General features: G+C 64.7%; 12 protein-coding genes. 5 read left to right on the plus strand and 7 right to left on the minus strand.

Annotated features, from left to right (window positions below; genetic code table 11):
• Positions 1-25 precede the first annotated feature (25 nt).
• Positions 26-1,597, plus strand: coding sequence for an alpha-N-arabinofuranosidase (locus ACP7BL_RS01555; RefSeq protein ID WP_426257448.1), 1,572 nt, complete (start codon positions 26-28; stop codon positions 1,595-1,597).
• Positions 1,598-1,713: 116 nt separating this feature from the next.
• Here ACP7BL_RS01555 and ACP7BL_RS01560 read toward each other — a convergent pair whose 3' ends face one another.
• Genes ACP7BL_RS01560 through ACP7BL_RS01570 form a run of 3 tightly spaced genes read right to left on the minus strand, consistent with a single transcriptional unit; the run spans position 1,714 to position 9,058 of the window.
• Positions 1,714-4,419 (minus strand): glycoside hydrolase family 3 C-terminal domain-containing protein, encoded by a 2,706-nt coding sequence (locus ACP7BL_RS01560; protein ID WP_426257449.1) that lies wholly within the window; start codon positions 4,417-4,419, stop codon positions 1,714-1,716.
• A 42-nt stretch (positions 4,420-4,461) separates the two neighbouring features.
• Positions 4,462-6,003: a tryptophan halogenase family protein gene (locus tag ACP7BL_RS01565; RefSeq protein WP_426257450.1), complete on the minus strand. Its 1,542-nt coding sequence runs from the start codon at positions 6,001-6,003 to the stop codon at positions 4,462-4,464.
• A gap of 58 nt (positions 6,004-6,061) precedes the next feature.
• Positions 6,062-9,058 carry a TonB-dependent receptor gene (locus ACP7BL_RS01570; RefSeq protein ID WP_409574462.1) on the minus strand — a complete coding sequence of 999 codons (2,997 nt, stop codon included), beginning with the start codon at positions 9,056-9,058 and terminating at the stop codon, positions 6,062-6,064.
• 259 nt (positions 9,059-9,317) lie between these two features.
• On the opposite strand from ACP7BL_RS01570, the gene ACP7BL_RS01575 reads away from it, so the two are divergent.
• The 4 genes from ACP7BL_RS01575 (at position 9,318) to ACP7BL_RS01590 (ending at position 14,152) form a co-directional block, all read left to right on the plus strand.
• Positions 9,318-10,001 (plus strand): SapC family protein, encoded by a 684-nt coding sequence (locus ACP7BL_RS01575; protein WP_033964504.1) that lies wholly within the window; start codon positions 9,318-9,320, stop codon positions 9,999-10,001.
• Complete coding sequence (locus tag ACP7BL_RS01580; RefSeq protein ID WP_137903055.1) at positions 9,998-11,023, plus strand: cupin-like domain-containing protein; 1,026 nt, start codon at positions 9,998-10,000, stop codon at positions 11,021-11,023. Before ACP7BL_RS01575 ends, ACP7BL_RS01580 begins: the two co-directional genes overlap by 4 nt.
• 112 nt (positions 11,024-11,135) lie before the next feature.
• Positions 11,136-12,236 (plus strand): alpha/beta hydrolase, encoded by a 1,101-nt coding sequence (locus tag ACP7BL_RS01585; protein WP_426257451.1) that lies wholly within the window; start codon positions 11,136-11,138, stop codon positions 12,234-12,236.
• Positions 12,236-14,152, plus strand: coding sequence for an NPCBM/NEW2 domain-containing protein (locus ACP7BL_RS01590; protein ID WP_052192284.1), 1,917 nt, complete (start codon positions 12,236-12,238; stop codon positions 14,150-14,152). The genes ACP7BL_RS01585 and ACP7BL_RS01590 overlap by 1 nt, the downstream gene beginning before the upstream one ends.
• A gap of 11 nt (positions 14,153-14,163) precedes the next feature.
• Here ACP7BL_RS01590 and ACP7BL_RS01595 read toward each other — a convergent pair whose 3' ends face one another.
• The 4 genes from ACP7BL_RS01595 to ACP7BL_RS01610 form a co-directional block, all read right to left on the minus strand.
• Positions 14,164-14,880: a FadR/GntR family transcriptional regulator gene (locus ACP7BL_RS01595; protein WP_052192290.1), complete on the minus strand. Its 717-nt coding sequence runs from the start codon at positions 14,878-14,880 to the stop codon at positions 14,164-14,166.
• 143 nt (positions 14,881-15,023) lie between these two features.
• Entirely contained in the window at positions 15,024-16,460 is a 1,437-nt protein-coding gene (locus ACP7BL_RS01600) for a family 43 glycosylhydrolase (protein ID WP_426257452.1), read from the minus strand.
• 42 nt (positions 16,461-16,502) lie between these two features.
• Complete coding sequence (locus ACP7BL_RS01605) at positions 16,503-17,192, minus strand: acetylxylan esterase (protein ID WP_426257453.1); 690 nt, start codon at positions 17,190-17,192, stop codon at positions 16,503-16,505.
• Positions 17,189-18,124: an alpha/beta hydrolase gene (locus tag ACP7BL_RS01610; RefSeq protein WP_426257454.1), complete on the minus strand. Its 936-nt coding sequence runs from the start codon at positions 18,122-18,124 to the stop codon at positions 17,189-17,191. Before ACP7BL_RS01610 ends, ACP7BL_RS01605 begins: the two co-directional genes overlap by 4 nt.
• Positions 18,125-18,139: the final 15 nt, after the last annotated feature.

The raw sequence follows: 18,139 nt of genomic DNA on the forward strand, positions 1-18,139 counted from the left end.
CGCTCTGCGTCAAAGGACTATTGCCATGATCCGTCGCGCCCATCTTTTGCTCGGCCTTGCCCTTGTCGCCACGGTGCCTGGCGCGGGCTTTGCCCAGGAAAATGTCGACCCCGCCAATACCGCGACCGCCACGCTTCACGGCGATCAACCGGGACCGGTGATGAACCGGCAAGTGTTCGGCCAGTTCGCCGAGCATCTCGGCCACGGCATCTATGGCGGGATCTGGGTCGGTGAGAGGTCGTCGATTCCCAACGATCACGGTTATCGCCGCGACGTGCTGGAGGCGCTGCGCGCGATCAAGGTGCCGGTGGTACGCTGGCCCGGCGGCTGCTTTGCCGACGAATATCACTGGCGTGACGGGGTTGGTCCGCGCGGCAAGCGTCCGGTCAAGATCAACACCAACTGGGGGGGCGTCAACGAAGACAATGCCTTCGGCACGATCGAATATATGGGCTTTGTCGAGCGGTTGGGGGCGGAGGCCTATGTCTCCGCCAATGTCGGCAGCGCGCCACCGAGCGAGACCGCGCAATGGGTCGAGTATATGACCTCGCCCAACGGATCGACGCTGGCCAAGGAACGCGCGGCGGACGGTCATGCGGCACCGTTCAAGGTCCCCTATATCGGCATCGGCAATGAGCTGTGGGGCTGCGGTGGCAATATGCGCGCCGAATATGCTGCGGACCTGACCAATCGCTACGCCCTTTTTGCCAAGTCGGGCACCGGCAAGATGCTCAAGATCGCCAGCGGTCCAAGCGACGCCAATTATGAGTGGACCGACACGCTGATGCGGCTGTCGGGCAAGAACATCGATGGTCTTTCGCTGCATTACTATACGCGCCCGCGCGATCAGGAATGGAAGGACAAGGGCGCGGCCCTCGGCTTTCCCGAAAGCGAATGGGCCAGCACGATGGCGCACTCGCTGCAGATGGACGAGTTCGTCACCAAGCATTCGGCGATCATGGACAAATACGATCCGGCCAAGAAGGTGTGGCTGGTGGTCGACGAATGGGGCACCTGGTACGATCCCGCTCCCGGCAGCAACCCGGGCTTCCTCGTCCAGCAGAACAGTGTGCGCGACGCGGTCGTCGCGGGGCTCAACCTCAACATCTTCGCGCATCATGCCGACCGCGTGAAGATGGCGGCGATCGCGCAGATGGTGAACGTGTTGCAGGCGATGCTGCTCACCGACGGCGCGAAGATGGTCAAGACGCCGACCTATTGGGTATTCGATCTGTACAAGCCCTGGCAGGATGCGACCGTGTTGCCGATCGACGTGAAGTCGCCCTGGTATCACAAGGATGCGACGGCACTTCCCGCGATCAGTGCGTCGGCGGTGCGTGACACAGCCGGGCAAGTGCACGTCGCGTTGGTCAATCTCGATCCCAACCGCGCGATCCCGCTGTCGATTGCGCTGGCCGGGGTCACGGCTGGCAGCGTTTCGGGGCGGATCGTCACCGGCGCGACGATGGACGCGCATAACAGCTTTGAGCAGCCCGATGCGGTGAAGCCGGTCGCCTTCACCGGCGCGCATGTGAGCGGTGGCACGCTCAGCACGACGCTGCCGCCTATGTCGGTCGTGGTGCTCGATTTGCAGTGAGGCCGCGAGGGCGGTCCTGCGCTGCGGGTGCGGACCGCCTTTGGAGCTCGGGGGTTCTTTGAAAATAGCCCGGCTTCCTCCCCTCCCTTTCAGGGAGGAGAGAAGTCGCCTATTCGTCAGAGCGGCAGCCGGACCGCGCGGCTGGTGGTGAAGCTGGCGGTGCTGGTCGGCACGCCGGTGTCGGGCTGGCCCGATCCCACGCTGACGCGGTATTGGCCGGCCATCACTTGGCGCGTTCCGTCGATCGCCACTGCGCTCAAGTCGCGGGGCGACAGGTCGAAGCTGATGACGCGATGCTCGCCCGGCTTGAGCGTGACGCGCTGATAGCCGCGCAGTGCCACGCGCGGGGTGCCGGGTTGATCGGGGAAGTTGAGGTAGAGCTGCACCACCTCGTCGCCCGCGCGCTCACCGGCGTTGCTGACCTCGGTCGTCACGCGCAGCCCGCTCTCGGCACCGCCGCTGGCGGGTGTCACCGTCAGCGGCGTGTAGGCGAAGCGCGTGAAGCTCAGGCCGTAGCCGAACGGGTAAACGGGCGTGCCGGTGAAATAGCGATAGGTGCGCCCCGCCATCGCATAATCGTCGAACGGCGGCAGGTCGGCAACGCTGCGGTAGAAGGTCAGCGGCAGGCGACCGGCGGGATTGGTCTTGCCGGTCAGCACGTTGGCGACGGCAAGCCCGCCCGACTGGCCGGGATACCAGGCCTCGACGATCGCGGCGGCATTGTCCTTGGCCCAGGCAAGGTTGATCGGGCTGCCGTTCATCGCGACCACGATCAGCGGCTTGCCGGTCGCCTTCGCGCGTTCCAGCATCGCTTGCTGCTCGGCGGGCAGGTCGAGCGAGGTCTTGTCGCCGCCCTTGAAGCCCGGAATGTCGGTGCCGGTTTCCTCGGCCTCCATGTCGGACGTCAGCCCGACCACCGCGACGAGCACGTCGGCCTTGGCAGCGGCGGCGGCGAGATCGGCCTCGGGCTGGGGCGAGATCCGCTTCCACACCAGATCGGTATTTCCGAAGCCGCGCGCGGTCGAGACCAGCCGCAGGCGATAGCGCTGGCCCTTTTGCAGCGTCACCGTCTTGAGCGTCGGCAGCGGGCTGTGATGCTCGCCGCCGACATCAAGGAAGGTGTGCCCGTCAATTTCCAGCAGCCCGCTGCCGCCAAGGCCAAGGCGGTAGCTGCCTGTCTCGGGCGCGACCAGAAACCCGGTCCATTCGGTGCGGTGATAATCGTTCACCCTGGGCAGATCGAAGGCGCGCGCGGCAACATCGACCTCGCGCCGCGTCACGATCGGGCGGTCCTGATAGGTGAGCGCGGCAAGGATGGTGTGGTCGGTCCCTGGCTTGAAGGGGAGGCTGGGCGGGGTGACCGGGTTGAAATAGCGTGCGAGCAGCCCGGGCTTGCCGTCTGGCCCAATCAGCGCCGACGGCGGCACGCGATCGCCATCGGTGATCGATTCCCCGAAGGGCACCAGCGTCACCGCGCTGGCACCGGCGGCTTGGCGCAGACCCTCCACTACCGAGACCGGCGGGGCGGACTGCGTCGAGGAATAATTGCCGCGCAGCACGCGCGTCGCATCGCCCAGCGGGCCGATCACCGCGATCCGCGCGCCCGGGCGCAGCGGCAGCACGCCGTCATTCTTGAGCAGCACCAGGCTCTTTTCGGCAGCTTCCAGTGCGAGCGCCCTATGATCGGGGGTGAGGATGGCGCTTACCGGAACCACCGCCGGCGCGCCCGCGACGCCCGGCAAATCGCCATTGCGGAGGCGCGCGGAGAACAGCCGGACCAAGGTGCGATCGATATCGCCTTGCGAAATCAGATTGCGCTTCAACGCCTCGCCGAACCGGTCGGGCAGGCCGCCGATATCGCCGATCGTCTGGGTGTTGCATTCATTGTCGACGCCCGCCTTCATCGCTGCAGCGACGGCGGTCGCCTGGTCGGGGGCATATTTGTGATTGTCGGCAATGTCCTTCACCGCGTCACAATCCGACACGACATAGCCGGTAAAGCCCCAGGCACCGCGCAGGTGATCCTTAAGCAGCAGATCGTTCGCGCAAGCGGGCTGGCCGTCGATGCGGTTGTAGGCGCACATGATCGAACCGGCGCGCCCCTCGACGATCGCCGCGCGGAACGCGGGGAGATAGGTATCCTCCAGATCGTGCGGCGAGACATAGACGTTGGCGGCGTGGCGGGTCGATTCGGGGCCACTATGGACCGCGAAATGCTTGGGCGTGGAGATGACCTGCGGCAGATCCGGGTTGGGCCCCTGCATGCCTGTTACGAAGGCAACGCCCATGCGTGCGGCGAGATAGGGATCCTCGCCATAGGTCTCCTGGCCCCGGCCCCAGCGCGGATCGCGGAAGATGTTGATGTTGGGCGACCACGTATCGAGCCCGGTGCCGATCCGGCCCAGCTTGCCGGTCTGCCGCCCTTGGGTGTGGAGCGCGCGCACCTCGGTGCTGATCGCGCCCGCGACCTGATGCACCAGTGGGGCATCGAAGCTCGCCGCTAGGCCGATCGGCTCGGGGAAGTTGGTGGTCGGAATCGGCCCGAGCGCGCCGTGGAGCGATTCCGTCCACCAGTTATACGCCGGAATCTTCAGCCGTGGGATGGCGGGTGCGACGTTGAGCAGCTGCGGCAGCTTCTCCTCGGTCGTCATTTGCGCAACCAGTGTTGCCGCAAGGCGGTCCGCCTCGGCGCGCGCCACGCCGGGCTGCGGCGGCAAGCGGGTTGGCGATGCGGGCACGTCCTGCGCTTGCGACGCAATGGTTGCGACGCTGGCGCTCACCAGCAGGAGCGCGCGCGATGCGAAAGAAAGGGTCGATGCCATGATGTACCTCAAATCCGGGGGAGGGAAGGAGTCGTCGGAGGATCAGATCGTCGGTAACCCATGCTCGACGATCTTGCGGATCAGATCGCGGTGCCGCGGCAAGCCCGCGCGCAGACGCTCGGTCTGGGTCGCGGCTTCGCGCTGTGCTTGCGCCGCGAGCCGGGTTTCGCCCGCGATCGCGTCGCGCGACACTTCGGTGTGGAAGTTCATGCCATAGAGCACATATTGATAGCTTGCCGCCGGGAAGACTTCCTCGACACGGTCAAATTCGTCGTGGAACCATGGCGGCTGGTATTTCCACAGGGTCAGCAGATCGCGTAGCCGGTCCGGGACCGTTTCGGGCCGGACATTGTCGCGCCAGAAATCGCTGTCGGTGCGCTTGGTCAGCACATAATGCAGCTTCAGGAAATCGATGATCCGGCCCCAGCGGTACAGCGTCGTCGCGTTGAAGCGCGCGGCGAGGATGTCCATCACTTCGCGGCACACCGGCATCTGTTCGGCCACCAGCTTGGCGGAGAGTTCGATCAGCACGATCGCCGATGCTTCGAGCGGTTCGAGGAAACCGGCGGCCAGGCCGATCGCCACGCAATTGTTCTTCCAGAAGGTTTCGCGGTGCCCGGCCCGGATCGCCAGTTTGCGCACCGCCAGATCGCGGCCGCGCGGGCCGAGATAGGCTCGCAATTCCTGCTCGGCGGCATCGTCGGAAATGTGGCTGCTCGAATAGACATGCCCGACGCCGCGCCGCGTCGGCAGGCCGATGTCCCAGATCCAGCCTGACGATTGCGCGGTCGAAATCGTGTGCGAGGCGATTGGTCCGTCCGGATCCTCATGCGGGATTTGCACCGCCAGCGCCGTGTCGCAAAACAAGGTGTCGCTGCAACTCTTGAACGGCACGCCGAGCGTCTTGCCGATCAGCAGCGCCGCAAAGCCAGTGCAGTCGATGAACAGATCGCCCGCGATCTCGCCTGCCTGTTCGGTGACGACGGTGAGGATGTCGCCATTTTCGGCCTGCGTCGCATGCTGGACGTCGGCGAGTATGTGGCGAACGCCGAGCGTTTCGCAGCAGTGCCGCTGGAGGAAGCCCGCGAATTTCCCGGCATCGAGATGATAGGCGTAGTTGGCGAGCGCCTCATATTCGGGGGTGGCGATCGTCTTGGGGGCAAGCCCGTCATCGCACAGCCGCCCTTGCGGCGAGACCATGTCGCAGAAGCTTTGGCCATGGTCGTCGGCCAGCCAATGCGTCGCAAGATTAACCCGCGAGAAACTCTGCGGCAGCATCAGCGGATGATAATAGCCTTCATCGGGCTCGCCGGTTGTCCAGCGGGCGAAGCGCGCGCCTTGTTTGAACGAAGCGTTGCATTCGCGGAAGAAATCGCTTTCCGACACACCGATTTTGGAAAGCGTCGTGCGCAGCGTCGGCCAGGTGCCCTCGCCAACCCCGATGATCGGCGTTCCCGGGGATTCGATCAGCGTTACCGAAAAGCCTTCCGGCATCCGGCCGCGATGCCGCGCGGCGATGATGCCGGCCGTCAGCCACCCAGCCGTCCCGCCGCCGACGATGACGATATTTTTGACGCTCTGCATCGCTCCCGACTACCAAAAATGAGGGGGTGCCGATACGGCACCCCCGAGGTGGCAGAGACTAGAAGCGGAAGCGCGCGCCGGCCAGATAGCGCCGTCCATAGTCGAACACGTCGAGCAACTGATTGTCGAAGCGGCCGTGGGTGCTTTGCTGGTTGTTGTTGACGTTCTGGACCTCGCCAAACACGCTGAAGTGCTTGTTGATGTCATAGCTCGACGACAGGTCGAGCTGGAGGCTCGAATTGACGAAGGTCGGTTCGGCACCGAATTGTCCGGTATTCTGGTTCTGGCCGAACTGGAGCAGATACTTGTCGCGCCAGTTGAGCGCCGCCCGGAACTGGAAGCCGTGCTTGTCGTAGAAGCCGACGAAGTTCGCGGAGTTGGCCAGGCCGGTGACCGCAAAACCGGTTTGCGAGATGTTGGTCGGATCGTAGGGCTTGTTGGTGTCGACAAAGGTCGCGTTGGCGGTGAAGCCGAAGCCGGTTTCGCCGAACACCTGTTGCCATGCAACCTCGACCCCGCGCACCGTCGCATCAGGCCCGTTGACCTGTTGCGTGACCGCAAAGTTGGCGGGCTGCCCGGTGGTCGGATCGATCACGCCGTTAATGGCCTGCCGCGTCACACCGCCAACGATGAAGTTGCTGACGTTCTTCACGAAGAAATCGACCGAAACGTAGGAGTTGCGCTTGTAATACCATTCGGCCGCGACGTCGAAATTGTCCGACAGATACGGCTTGAGGTTGGGGTTGCCGCCGCTTGCCGTCAGCGCGTTGACGCGCTGGCCGCTGCCGACGTTGAGCACCGGCGACAGCAGGTTGAGCGCCGGGCGCGTCAGCGTGCGCGACGCATCGAAGCGCAATTGCAGCCGGTCGGTGACTTCGAGCCGGGCGTCGAGCGTCGGCAGGAGGAACGAATAGCTGCTCTTGCTCGAAACCGCCTGAACCGGGGTATAGCTCGACACTGTCAGCAGCGTCGGATCGGCGCTGCTGGTGCTGAGCACCAACGGCAGGCGGCCCTGGCCGACCGATGTCAGATGGGTGTTCTCGTTCCGCACGCCCGCGTTGAAGTGGAACGGCATATTGCCGATGTCGGTGGTGAAATTGACGCTCATGTAGAGCGACCAGGTCTTTTCCCGAATATCCTGGATGCTGCCGGGATCGACCGCCTCGTCAAAGGTTCCGGTAAAGCCGGTAACGCCCGAATAGTTATAGCCGGGGATGTTTTTCGTCTGAGGATTGCCGAGGCTGGTCAGATAATTCTGATAGGCGATCGGGTTGAACATGATCAACGACGGCGGCAACGAGCCCTTGAAGCCGGGGATGAAGTTGTTGGTCGAGATCGTGCCCTGATACAGGCTGCTTGGCAGCGGCGCGATGCCACCACCCTGCGCGGAAGGCGTGCCGTAGCCGGCATAGGCCTGCCAGAAGTTGTTGGTGAAGGTGCTCTGGTTGCTGAGCTGGAAGCGGTCCTCGATATACTGTCCGCCAGCCTTGATGGTCAGATTGTCCTGATGCCAGGTCGCATTAAAGCGCGCCTGCTTCAGGGTATCGGTGTTGCGCTGGGTTTGGTTCACGGTGACATGCGAACCGATCAGCGCGGGATTGGCGAAATCCGCAGCGGTGCCGTTGGGCCCAAAAGCCGTCAGCACCGGAATGGCGTTGCTGCTGTTGCCGAGAATTTGCAGCCCGGTCGTCGTGCCGAGCGCACCGCCATAGCCGATATCGCCGTTCTGGCTGCCGATATTGCCGTCCGGATTACGCCAGCTCTGCGCGTAGTTGAGATCGCCCTCGAGCGTGAGGTGCTCGTTCGCGTCCCATTTGACGTTGCCGCCGATCGCATTGGTCTGCAGCACTTCGGTGTTGATTGCCGAGGTGAAGTCGGTCGGCGAGCCGGTCTGCGTGAAATTGATGGCCTGCCCGTTCTTGTCGAGCTCGACGTTGCGCAGCGCGCCCTGGTTGAACCACACGCCGAAACCGTAAATGTCGGTGACGACCTTCTGCCGCGAGAAATTGTCGTCGATCGTGACCATCACATCGTCCGACGGATGCCATTGCAGCGCGATGCGCCCGTCATAGCGTTCGTCCTTGGTACGATCCTGCTCGTAAACATATTGCTGGGGGAACCAGCCGACCACCGTCTGGCGGTTGCGTGCGTCGGCATAGGCGGCGCTCTTGGAGTCGCTGGTTGGCGAGCAACTGGTCGCAGTGGTGCCCTTCAGCTGGCACGGCGCGTAATAGCCGCCCTCCCAGCCATTGACGCCGACGCGGTTGGTGTTGGTATCGCGGCGCGTGTAGATGAAGTCGGCGAGCACGCCGAGCGTGCCATTGGCGAAGGTGTCGCTAAGCAGCACGCCGCCGGTCGGAACGATCTTGCCCGAGCGATCCTGCACCGAGCCTGCAATGCTGGTCGCCAGGCGGAGGCCCGGATGATCGAACGGCTTGGGGAATTCGACATTGACGGTCGCGCCGATCGAGCTTGAGGTCAGCGCCACGTCGGGCGTCTTGAGGACGCTCAGGCGGCCGATGAAATCGGAACCGACGGTGGAGAAATCGATCTGGCGGCCACCGGTCGCGGTCGAGATGCGGCGACCGTCATACAGCGTGGTATTGAAGTCGCCGCCAAAGCCGCGAACCGTGATGCCGGTTGCTTCGCCACGGGCACCCGAGCGCTGGATCGACACGCCGGGCAAGCGCTGGAGCGAGGCTGCGACGTTCGAGTCGGGAAATTTGCCGATGTCTTCGGACGAGATGGCATCGACAACGCCTGTCGCCGAACGCTTGATGTCCAGGTTGCGCTGGAGCGATCCGCGCAGACCCGTAACGATGATGTCCTGCCCGATGTCGTCGGGGGTAGAAGGTTTGCCGGTGTCGGCGGTAGCAGCCCCATCCTGCGGCGTTACGGCCTGCGCGGTATGGATAGTCTGCGCGTCGCTGGTTTGTGCGGCGGCCGGATCTGCCAAAGCAAGCGCGAGCAAGCTCGGAGCGCCAATCAGAATAAATTTGCGCCTGCGTGAGCCCGATGCTGCGCTATTCCGGCGTGCGGTGAAGTACGTCACAATCCCCTCCCTCTTAAACTATCATTATTATTCAGACGCCTGCCCCAGGCCGTGGGCCCCGGGACAAGCTTCTCGCGCCCCAGTCGGTATCGTCCGACCTATTGCGCTGGGAGCATTGTTATCGCTACCAGAGACGCTGCGCAATGGTATTTGTCGGTGTAATGCGAAAAAACGATCAAGGCTCTTGGCCGGAGCGTGGTGCGCCGCTTATGCCAGCAGGACGACCGTGAGCAGCGGCGCGATAGCTTAGGAGAGGACGCCGATGGCGACGCTGGAGGTCTTAAATACCGATAATCACGCGGCGCTGCGGCTTGGTCCGCCGCTGTCCGCCGACCGGCACTTCGTGCAGATCGTGGTCGAAGAGTTCGAGTCGGTCGCTGCCCGATTTCCGATCCTTTTTACCAAACATCCTGAAACCGGGGCATTTTATGCCGGAGCACTGCTGGGCCTGAAGCCGGGCGAAAACATTTTTTCCGGAACGGGTGATGGCGCGGCGGTCGAAGGGCTCCTCGATCTGGTGCGGCAGGGTTTCTATATCTCCGGCGATCATATCGCGATCGATCCGGCGCAACCCCGCTTTGCGGGAACGGGTGGGCAAAGGGTGTTTGAAGAAGAGGGCCTGCCCGCCGCGGCGCTGCGCCGTGTCCAGAGCGCCTTGAGTCAGTTGCACGCGGGGTTGCCGCGGACCGAGCAGTTCCTCAAGCGTTTGCTCGCGCTCAAACTGGTCGAGCCGATCGACCTGTCATTCAGCTTCGACGATGGCGAACGACTCGTGCTGGAAGGCCTCTACACGATCAGTCGCGATGCCCTGGCCGAGCTCGACGACGTTGCGGTGATCGGACTGTTCCGGCAAGGCGACCTGGCGCTCGCGCAAAGCGTCCTTGGATCACAGCAGCATCTTTCGCGCCTCGCCCGCCTGCGCAACGATCGTCTTGTTGCCGGATGACATCGCTCGACTCGCCCTGCTTGCGAACCGTCGACGGCACGACATTGGATCGCGACCGGTTCCTCCGCGACATTGCCGAGCCGTGCGAACCGGTCGTCTTGCGCGGCGTATGTCGCCAGTGGCCGGCTTATGCCGCGCAAGCGCAATCGCAGGCGGCGCTCGTCGCCTATCTGGCACGATTCGCGGTCGACCGGGCGGCGGAGATGTTTGTCGGCGATCCGGGAACGGGTGGACGATACGATTATGCCGACGGACTGGCCGGGTTTACCTTCTCGCGCGAAAGCGTGCGGTTCGGTGAGGCGCTTGGGCGGATCGCGGACGCAGCACAGTCTCCCTCGCAACCGTCAATCTATGTCGGTTCGCTGCCCACAGATGACTATCTTCCGGGCTTTTCTGCCGAAAATACGCTCTCGATCCTGTCGCCCGACGTCGGGCCGCGGATCTGGCTTGGGACCGCGTCGTCGGTCGCTTGCCACTATGATACGTTCGACAACCTCGCCTGTGTCGTGGCGGGGCGACGGCGTTTCACGCTTTATCCGCCCGATGCGATTGCCGATCTGTATGTCGGGCCGATCGATCACACGCTGGCCGGGCAACCGGTCAGCCTGGCCGCCAGTGCGCCGCCGGAAGACGCACGCTACCCGGCGTTCGCCAACGCCCGGGGACGGGCGATTCCCGTCGATCTGGAACCCGGCGACGCGCTGTATCTGCCGAAGCTGTGGTGGCATTCGGTCGAAGCGACTGCACCCTTCAATGTTCTGGTCAATTATTGGTGGGATGGCTTCGCCAGCGGTCCCGATGCTCCGCATACCGCGATGTTGCTCGCGATGATCGCAATCGCCGAGCGCCCCGCGCCCGAACGCGCGGCGTGGCGAGCGTTTTTTGAACACTATGTTTTTCGCCCCGATGGCCATCCGCTCAGGCACCTGTCGGAACAGCAGCATGGTATCCTGGGGCCGCTGCGTGGCGGCAATTATGGGCGGATCCGGGCGTTGGTGATGCGCTTGCTTCGCGGCGGGTAGGCCCCGGCCTAGAGGAGGCGCTGCAAGGAATTGACGCGGACTTGCTTTAGACGGACAAGACGACACGTCGCGAAGACGCGATACCGGTCCAATAAGTGCTTGGGAGAGTGATATGCGCAATCGTCATCGGCTGCGGGCGGCATGGCGTGCCTCACGCGTTGCCTGCATCGGAACCGCCGCTTTGCTGATGGGGGGGATGCCGGCAATCGGACAAGTGCCGACGCACGTCCCACCGCCGGTTGCCGGTGCTCCGGCCGTTACGATCGAGCGGATCAAGGTGCATGCGCCGACCATCGTCGGCAATCTCGAGGGCGATTCGGCGGACCGCGACGTGCTGGTGATGCTGCCGCCAAGCTACGCCGCCAACCCGAAGCGGCGTTACCCGGTGCTGTATGCGCTCCACGGCTATTCGATCGGTGCCGAGCAATGGACCCACGAAATTCACGTGCCGCAGACGATCGAGGGCGCGTTCGCCAAGGGCGTGCCCGAGATGATCGTGGTGCTGCCCGATTCGAAGACGCTGCATAACGGATCGATGTATTCCAGCTCGGTCACCACCGGCGATTTCGAGACCTTCATCGCGCGCGACCTGATCCATTATATCGACGCGCATTATCGCACGATCGCCGACCGGCGCAGCCGCGGGCTCGTCGGGCATTCGATGGGGGGATACGGCACCGCGCGGATCGGGATGCGGCATCCCGACATGTTCGGCGCGATCTATATGATGAGCCCGTGCTGCCTGTCGGCGCGCGATCCCGGCCAGATCGACCCCAAGGCGGCCGCCGCGCTGGAGGCCATTCATACGCGCGAGGAAGCCACCGCGCTGCCCTTCTTCGGGCGCGCGCAATTTGCGACCGCCGCCGCCTGGTCGCCCAATCCGAAAAACCCGCCTTTTTACCTCGACTTGCCGACCAAGAACGGCGTCGTGCAGCCCGAGGTGCTGGCAAAATGGGCGGCGAACGCGCCGCTCGCCTTTGTCGACCAATATATCGGCAATTTGCGCCAGTATCGCGCCATCGCGATCGATGTCGGCGATCAGGACGGCCTCAAGGACGACGCCGCCAAGCTTCACGCGACATTGGACCGCTATGGTATCGCCAACAGCTTCGAACTGTACCACGGGACGCACGTCAGCGACGTGGCGGTGCGCTTTCAGGAAAATGTGATGCCCTTCTTCGGCAAGAACCTCGTGACCAAGGCGGCGCGCTGATGCGCGGCGGACGCAGCCGATTGCGCGTCTGTGCGGCGCTGCTCGCGGCCACGGCTTGCAGCTTGCCCGCGATGGCGCAGGCCGACGATCTCGCCCCAGCCGGGCGGTGGAGCGCTTATACTGCGGGCGCGGGGCAATTGCCGCCAATGGGGTGGAACAGCTGGAACGCCTTTTACGAAGATGTCAGCGAGGACAAGGTGCTCGCCTCGGCGCAGATCATCGTCGATTCGGGGCTGGCGGCGAAGGGCTATCGCTATATCGACATCGATGACGGCTGGTGGCTCAAGCGACGGGAAAGTGACGGGCGGATGGTCATCCGCACCACGACCTTTCCCTCGGCCAAGGGGGCGGGGCCGGGCGGCGACACCAGCTTCCGGCCCTTTACCGACCGGCTCCATGCGATGGGGCTCAAGGCCGGCATTTATTCCGACATCGGGCGCAATACCTGCGGGCAGGCGTTCACCTCGACCATGGCCAATATGCCCGAAGGTACCGTCGCCGAGCGCGAGGTCGCCCTGTACGGGCATGTCGACCAGGATATCGCGCTCTATTTCAAGGACTGGGGCTTCGACCTGATCAAGGTCGACGGCTGCGGCATCCGCGCTTTCCCCGCCACCGATCCGCGCGTGAAGTCGGGCCAGTATCGCGCGCTCGCGCCGCTGGTCGACGTCGAATCGGTCGGGCGCAGCGACATTGCGGCGGTGCGCGGGCTGTATGAGGAGGTCGGGCGCGCGCTAAAGCGCTATAACCCCGACAACGACTTCCTCTATTCGATCTGCCTGTGGGGCTCGGCCGATGTCCGCGCCTGGGGCAAGGATGTCGGCAGCATCTCGCGCACCAGCGAGGACATTTCGCCAAGCTGGTCGCGGATGCTGCACAATTTCGACAGCGTGTCGCGCCGCGCGCTCTATGCGCATCCGGGATCGTGGAACGACCCCGACATGCTGTTCATCGGCACCGGCGATTTCGATGCGGCGCATGCGGCCGAGGCGCGGACGCATTTCACACTTTGGGCAATGGTGAATGCGCCGCTGTTCATCGGCTATGACTTGCGCAAGGCACCGCCGACGATGCTGGCGATCCTGGGCAATTCGCGGATCATCGCGCTCGACCAGGATCCCGCCGGCAACCAGGCGGTGCTGGCGTTCGATACCGACGATGTGCAGATCCTCGTCAAAACGCTGGCGAGCGGCGACAAAGCGGTGGCGATCTTCAACCGCACCGCGTCGCCAGCGCAAGCGGTGCTGACTGCCGACCATCTCAAATTCACCGCCGATGGTGACGTTACGCTCGACGATCTGTGGGATGGCGGCACGACGCACTTCCGCGGCGAGACCAAGCTCGCGCTCGCGCCGCATCAGACGCTTGTCTTCACTGCGCACGGCACGCGGCAATTGCCCGGCGGTCTCTATCTCTCGGAGCAGCCGGGCCGGGTGAATCCTGCGGTCGATGGCGTCGTCGTCCCCGAGCATGAGCCGCTGATCCACCGTGGCATCTTGCCGTGGCGCGGGACTCGGGGCGACGGCGACCACCCGCGTTATGGCGGCTGGGGTGGCGCGCAGGCTGACGGCACGCCTTATGGCGAGACGCTGCAGGTGGCCGGGCGTCGCTTCACCACCGGGATCGGTGTGCTTGCCAATTCGCGGATCGAAGTGCGCAATTCGGGGTTCGCCCGCTTCTCGGCGTTGGTCGGGGTCGACGATTCGGCGCGCGATCGCAGCCAGCCGGTGCGCTTCGCGGTCTATGGCGACGGCAAGCTGCTCGGCCAGTCGGCACCGATGCGCTTCGGCGACGCAGTCGCGCCGCTGTCGGTCGACGTGCGTGGCGTCACGCTGATCGAACTCGTTGCGCGCACCGCGACGCCGCTGCGCTTTCCCGATCCGGTGAGCTGGTCCGAGGCGGCGCTGACGCGCTGACTCCGGCGCGATCAGCTCGCCATCGCGCTTTGGGTATCTTCCAGCGCGAGTTCGACCAGCCGCCGCATCGCCGCGCTGGCGGCGTCGGGGTCGGCGGCGGCAATCGCGTCATAAACGAGCACGTGATCGGGGATCGGGTTGCGCGGCAGCGCGCGCAGGCGTTGCTTGAACTGCGTTGTCCAACTGACCGCTGCGCCGATCGAGGCGCTGAGCACCACCAACGCATCGTTGCGGGTGGCGCGCAGGATCGTATCGTGAAACTGCCGGTCGGCCGCACGGCCCAGATCGGTCGCGAGCGAATGCCGCCGCATCGCGGCAAGTGCCTCCTTCATGCGTTTGAGTTCGCTGCGGTCGCGCTTGGTCGCGGCCATCCCGGCGGCGGCAGGTTCGATGATCAAGCGCAGTTCGAACAGGCTGCGCACCAATTGCGGATCGGGTTCGCCGGCAAAGGCCCAGCCGAGCACGTCGGGGTCGAGCAGATTCCACCGGTCGCGCGGGAGCACGCGCGTTCCCGCTTTTGGTCGGCTTTCGACCAGCCCCTTGGCAATCAGCGCCTGGATGCCTTCGCGATAAGCACTGCGCGATACGTCGAGCGATTCGGCAAAGACGGTCTCGCTGGAAAGCGTCTCGCCCGGGGCATATTTGCCAGACAGGATGGCCACGCCGAGTTTGTGGGCAATGGCGCCGCGCAGCCGCCGCCCTTTGCCGCGCGGAGAGCGCGTTGGCAGTTCGCTGTCGGTTGCGGTTCCGGCATCTTCAGCCGGGGAGAGGGAATGTTCGATCGTCACAGCGCCGAACTCTAGCAGCAGCCGGTCGTGACGGAAACTGCGACTATCGTAGGACGTCCTTCCGTGAAGATGGGGAGTCTCCGCTACGGTCGCTTGAAGGTCCACCGTCCGACGGCGCTTGCGGGATCGAACGGGGCGAGGGCGGGGGTGCTGGCCCCCACGGCAACCAGCGCGCGCGACGGGCCTTGTCCCGTCACCTTCGGCGTTATCCGGTAGGTGCCGTCGGTGAGTTGGTCGATCCGCCACAATTGCTCGGGTGCGCCGGTAAAGGTCGGCACGGTTGCGACGGTCTCGCCCGACACGGCCAGCGCGCGGCCGGTACCCGCGATGAGGATGCTGTAATACGGGGCACCGAAATAGCCGCCTGCCCCGGCGACTGGGGCGATTGTCCATTGCTGGTGCGGCCTGATCATATAATCGCCAAGGTCGACGTTGATCGGCCCGCTTGGCCAGTTCGCCTGATCTTCGCCAAGCGTCTGGTTCGCGATGGGGGTGACCGGCGTATTCGGCGCAGCAAAGAAGCTGCGGCGCGCATCGAACGCGATGCGGGTGTCGTCAACGGCAAGCTGCAGCGCGCCGCCGCTGCGCTGCGATTCGATCTCATACGTTCCGGCCGCAAGATTTTCGCCGCCGACCGGCCAGCCATCCTTCCACAACAAGGGCTCGATCGCGAGCACGCTACGCCCGCTGCGATCCATATCGGCTTCATAGTGCATCGAGAACTTCTGGAGTCCGTCGCCAAGGTCGACCAGGCCGAAATGGCCGGGGCCGTAGCGACGCCCGCGCCCGGCGACCACCAGTTTCCCACCGCCTTTCAGCAGCGGTACGCCCATATGGTCGACGAACGGGCCGGTCGGCGAGCGCGAGCGCCCGACGCGAATGTTGTACGAAGAATTGGGCCCGTCGCAGCACGTGCCGTGCGTTCCCAGCAGATAGTAATAGCCATCGCGGTAGAGCAGTGCGGTGGCTTCCATGTCGATCGCGATATCGACCGGTTGGTTGCCTGCGCGCCGGACACCCGTTGTGGGATCGAGCTCGACCATGCGGATATAGCCGAAATAGGTGCCGTAGCTCAGCCACAGCCGCCCGTCGGCGAGGAGGAAGGCGGGATCGATCGCATCGGCGTCTTCGACGCCGTTGCTCTCGGCAACGACGCCGACATCATGATATCCGAAAGCGGGCGAGCCGGGGTCGAGCGAGTGCGTCCACATCACCTTGACCTGGCTGGCATGGCCGCCGTTCATGCCGCCGCCGCCGACCGCATAGGCGACATAGTAGCGATCGCCGATGTGGATGATGTCGGGCGCGACCCCGCCGCCGGGACGAACGCCACCGCTATGCCAGCTCCAGCCGTCTTCGGACACCAGGCCACCGCGCCCTGTGCCGAACGTATAGTATTTCCCGTCCGACAGCGCGATCGTCGAGGGATCATGGATAAAGGGCTCGCCCTCCAATTGGGCAGCGGCGGTGCCCGGCAGTGCGAGCAGGGCCGACAGGACGGCAATCGCAGCGTACTTCATGGTATCTCCAACGGGATCGCGCGGGTTTAAGCCCGGACGGAGCTATTTAAGGTCGATCGTGAGGTCGCGGACCGGTCGCCCCTCGGCGTCGACAAAGCGGACGCAAAAGTCGCTGAGGCCCGGACCGTTGATGACCGCGCCGCGGACGATGTTGCGCCCTTTGTGCAGCGTCAGCGGTTGCGATACGCCGTCGTCCATCACCATGCGACGGTCGCCATACAGGCCGACGGCTTCGGTGCCGTTGACCCACCACATTGAGGCTGCGTTCGAGCCGACGGCGAGGCGCACATTGTGCATTTCGCGCGGGCTGTCGACGACGGTGACCGCATGGAAGATCACACCATAGACCGGCTTGCCGAGGCTTTGCGCGAAATTGAACAGCTTGACGTCGAACAACCGCGCATCGAGCGCGTGCCAGCGCAGCGGCTCCGGCGTCTTGATCAGCGCACCATCGCGCGGCACGGCAACAGTGCCACCGGGAAAATCGGTCAGCGCGGCGCGCACATAGCTTTGCGTGAAACCGATGTTGCTGCGGTTTGGCTTGACGATCGGTTCCAACAGCAGCCAGCGTTGCAGGAAACCGTCGGCGTCAGGGGGCAGCGGTGCGTTTGTCGGCGCGGTAAAATAGGGTTCGAAACTGCGCGCAGGCGCGGGTGCCTGTTGCGCCAAACCGGCGGTCAGCGGCGCTAAAGCGCCCACTGCCAGCACGATTGCGATCTTGATCGGTTTCATGGCTTTGTCGCTCCCGTGCCGCTTGCGCCTGCCGCGCCGCCGTCCCGCTGGCGTGTCAGCAAGCCGTTCATATCGAGCCAACGGACGAAGGCGTCGAACCACTCGGTGCTCGTCGTGTTCGCTTTACCAAGGCCGAAGCCGTGGCCGCCCTGGCCATACAAATGAAATTCGACAGGCCGTCCCGCCTGCTGCCACGAATCGATCAGGCCCAGACCTTTGCGTGCGAACAGCGGGTCGTCGGCGGCGAGCACCGCGAACAGCGGCGGCGCGTCGGGGCGTACGCTGACCGCCTCCATCGAGCCGTAGATCGGCGCGAGGAACGCCGGGTGCAGTTCGGGGGCGGTGAGCGCGGTGGCCATTGTCGTCATGGCCCCTGCCGAGAAGCCCATCATCCCAACGCGGGCTGGATCGACCCGCCATTCGCGGGCGTGCGCACGGATCAGTGCGAAGGCGGCGCGCGCGTCGGCGATCGGCTCGGCCAGCCCGGCGGCAGCCTCCTCGGGGCGCAGCCGCGATGTGGGACGTCCGGCACCCGCGAACATCGCCGCCACCGCCTGTTCGAACTCGGGCATGCCGGCGGGGGTTGGCTTCAGGCGGTATTTCAGAACGAACGCGGCGATCCCGCGATCGGCGAGCGCACGCGCGACGCGCCACCCCTCATTCTCCATCGACAGCATCAGGAAACCGCCGCCGGGTGCCACGATCACCGCCGCGCCGGTCGCCTTGGCAGGATCGGGGAGGAACGGCGTCAGTGTCGCGGTGCTGACGTTGCGCGTCATCGCGACGCCATATTGGCGGAACCACGACTCCGGTGCGGTCGCGCCCGCGGCGTCGCCGGTATCGAGCCGGATCGCATTGGGTTCGGCCGGGGCGACAGTCGGCACCATCCGCGCGTCCTGTGCCATGGCGGGCGCGCCCAGCAGCAATGCCATTCCGTACAATGCGGC

The organism is Sphingomonas sp. DC1600-2 (assembly GCF_049897605.1).
Taxonomy (GTDB): Bacteria; Pseudomonadota; Alphaproteobacteria; order Sphingomonadales; family Sphingomonadaceae; genus Sphingomonas.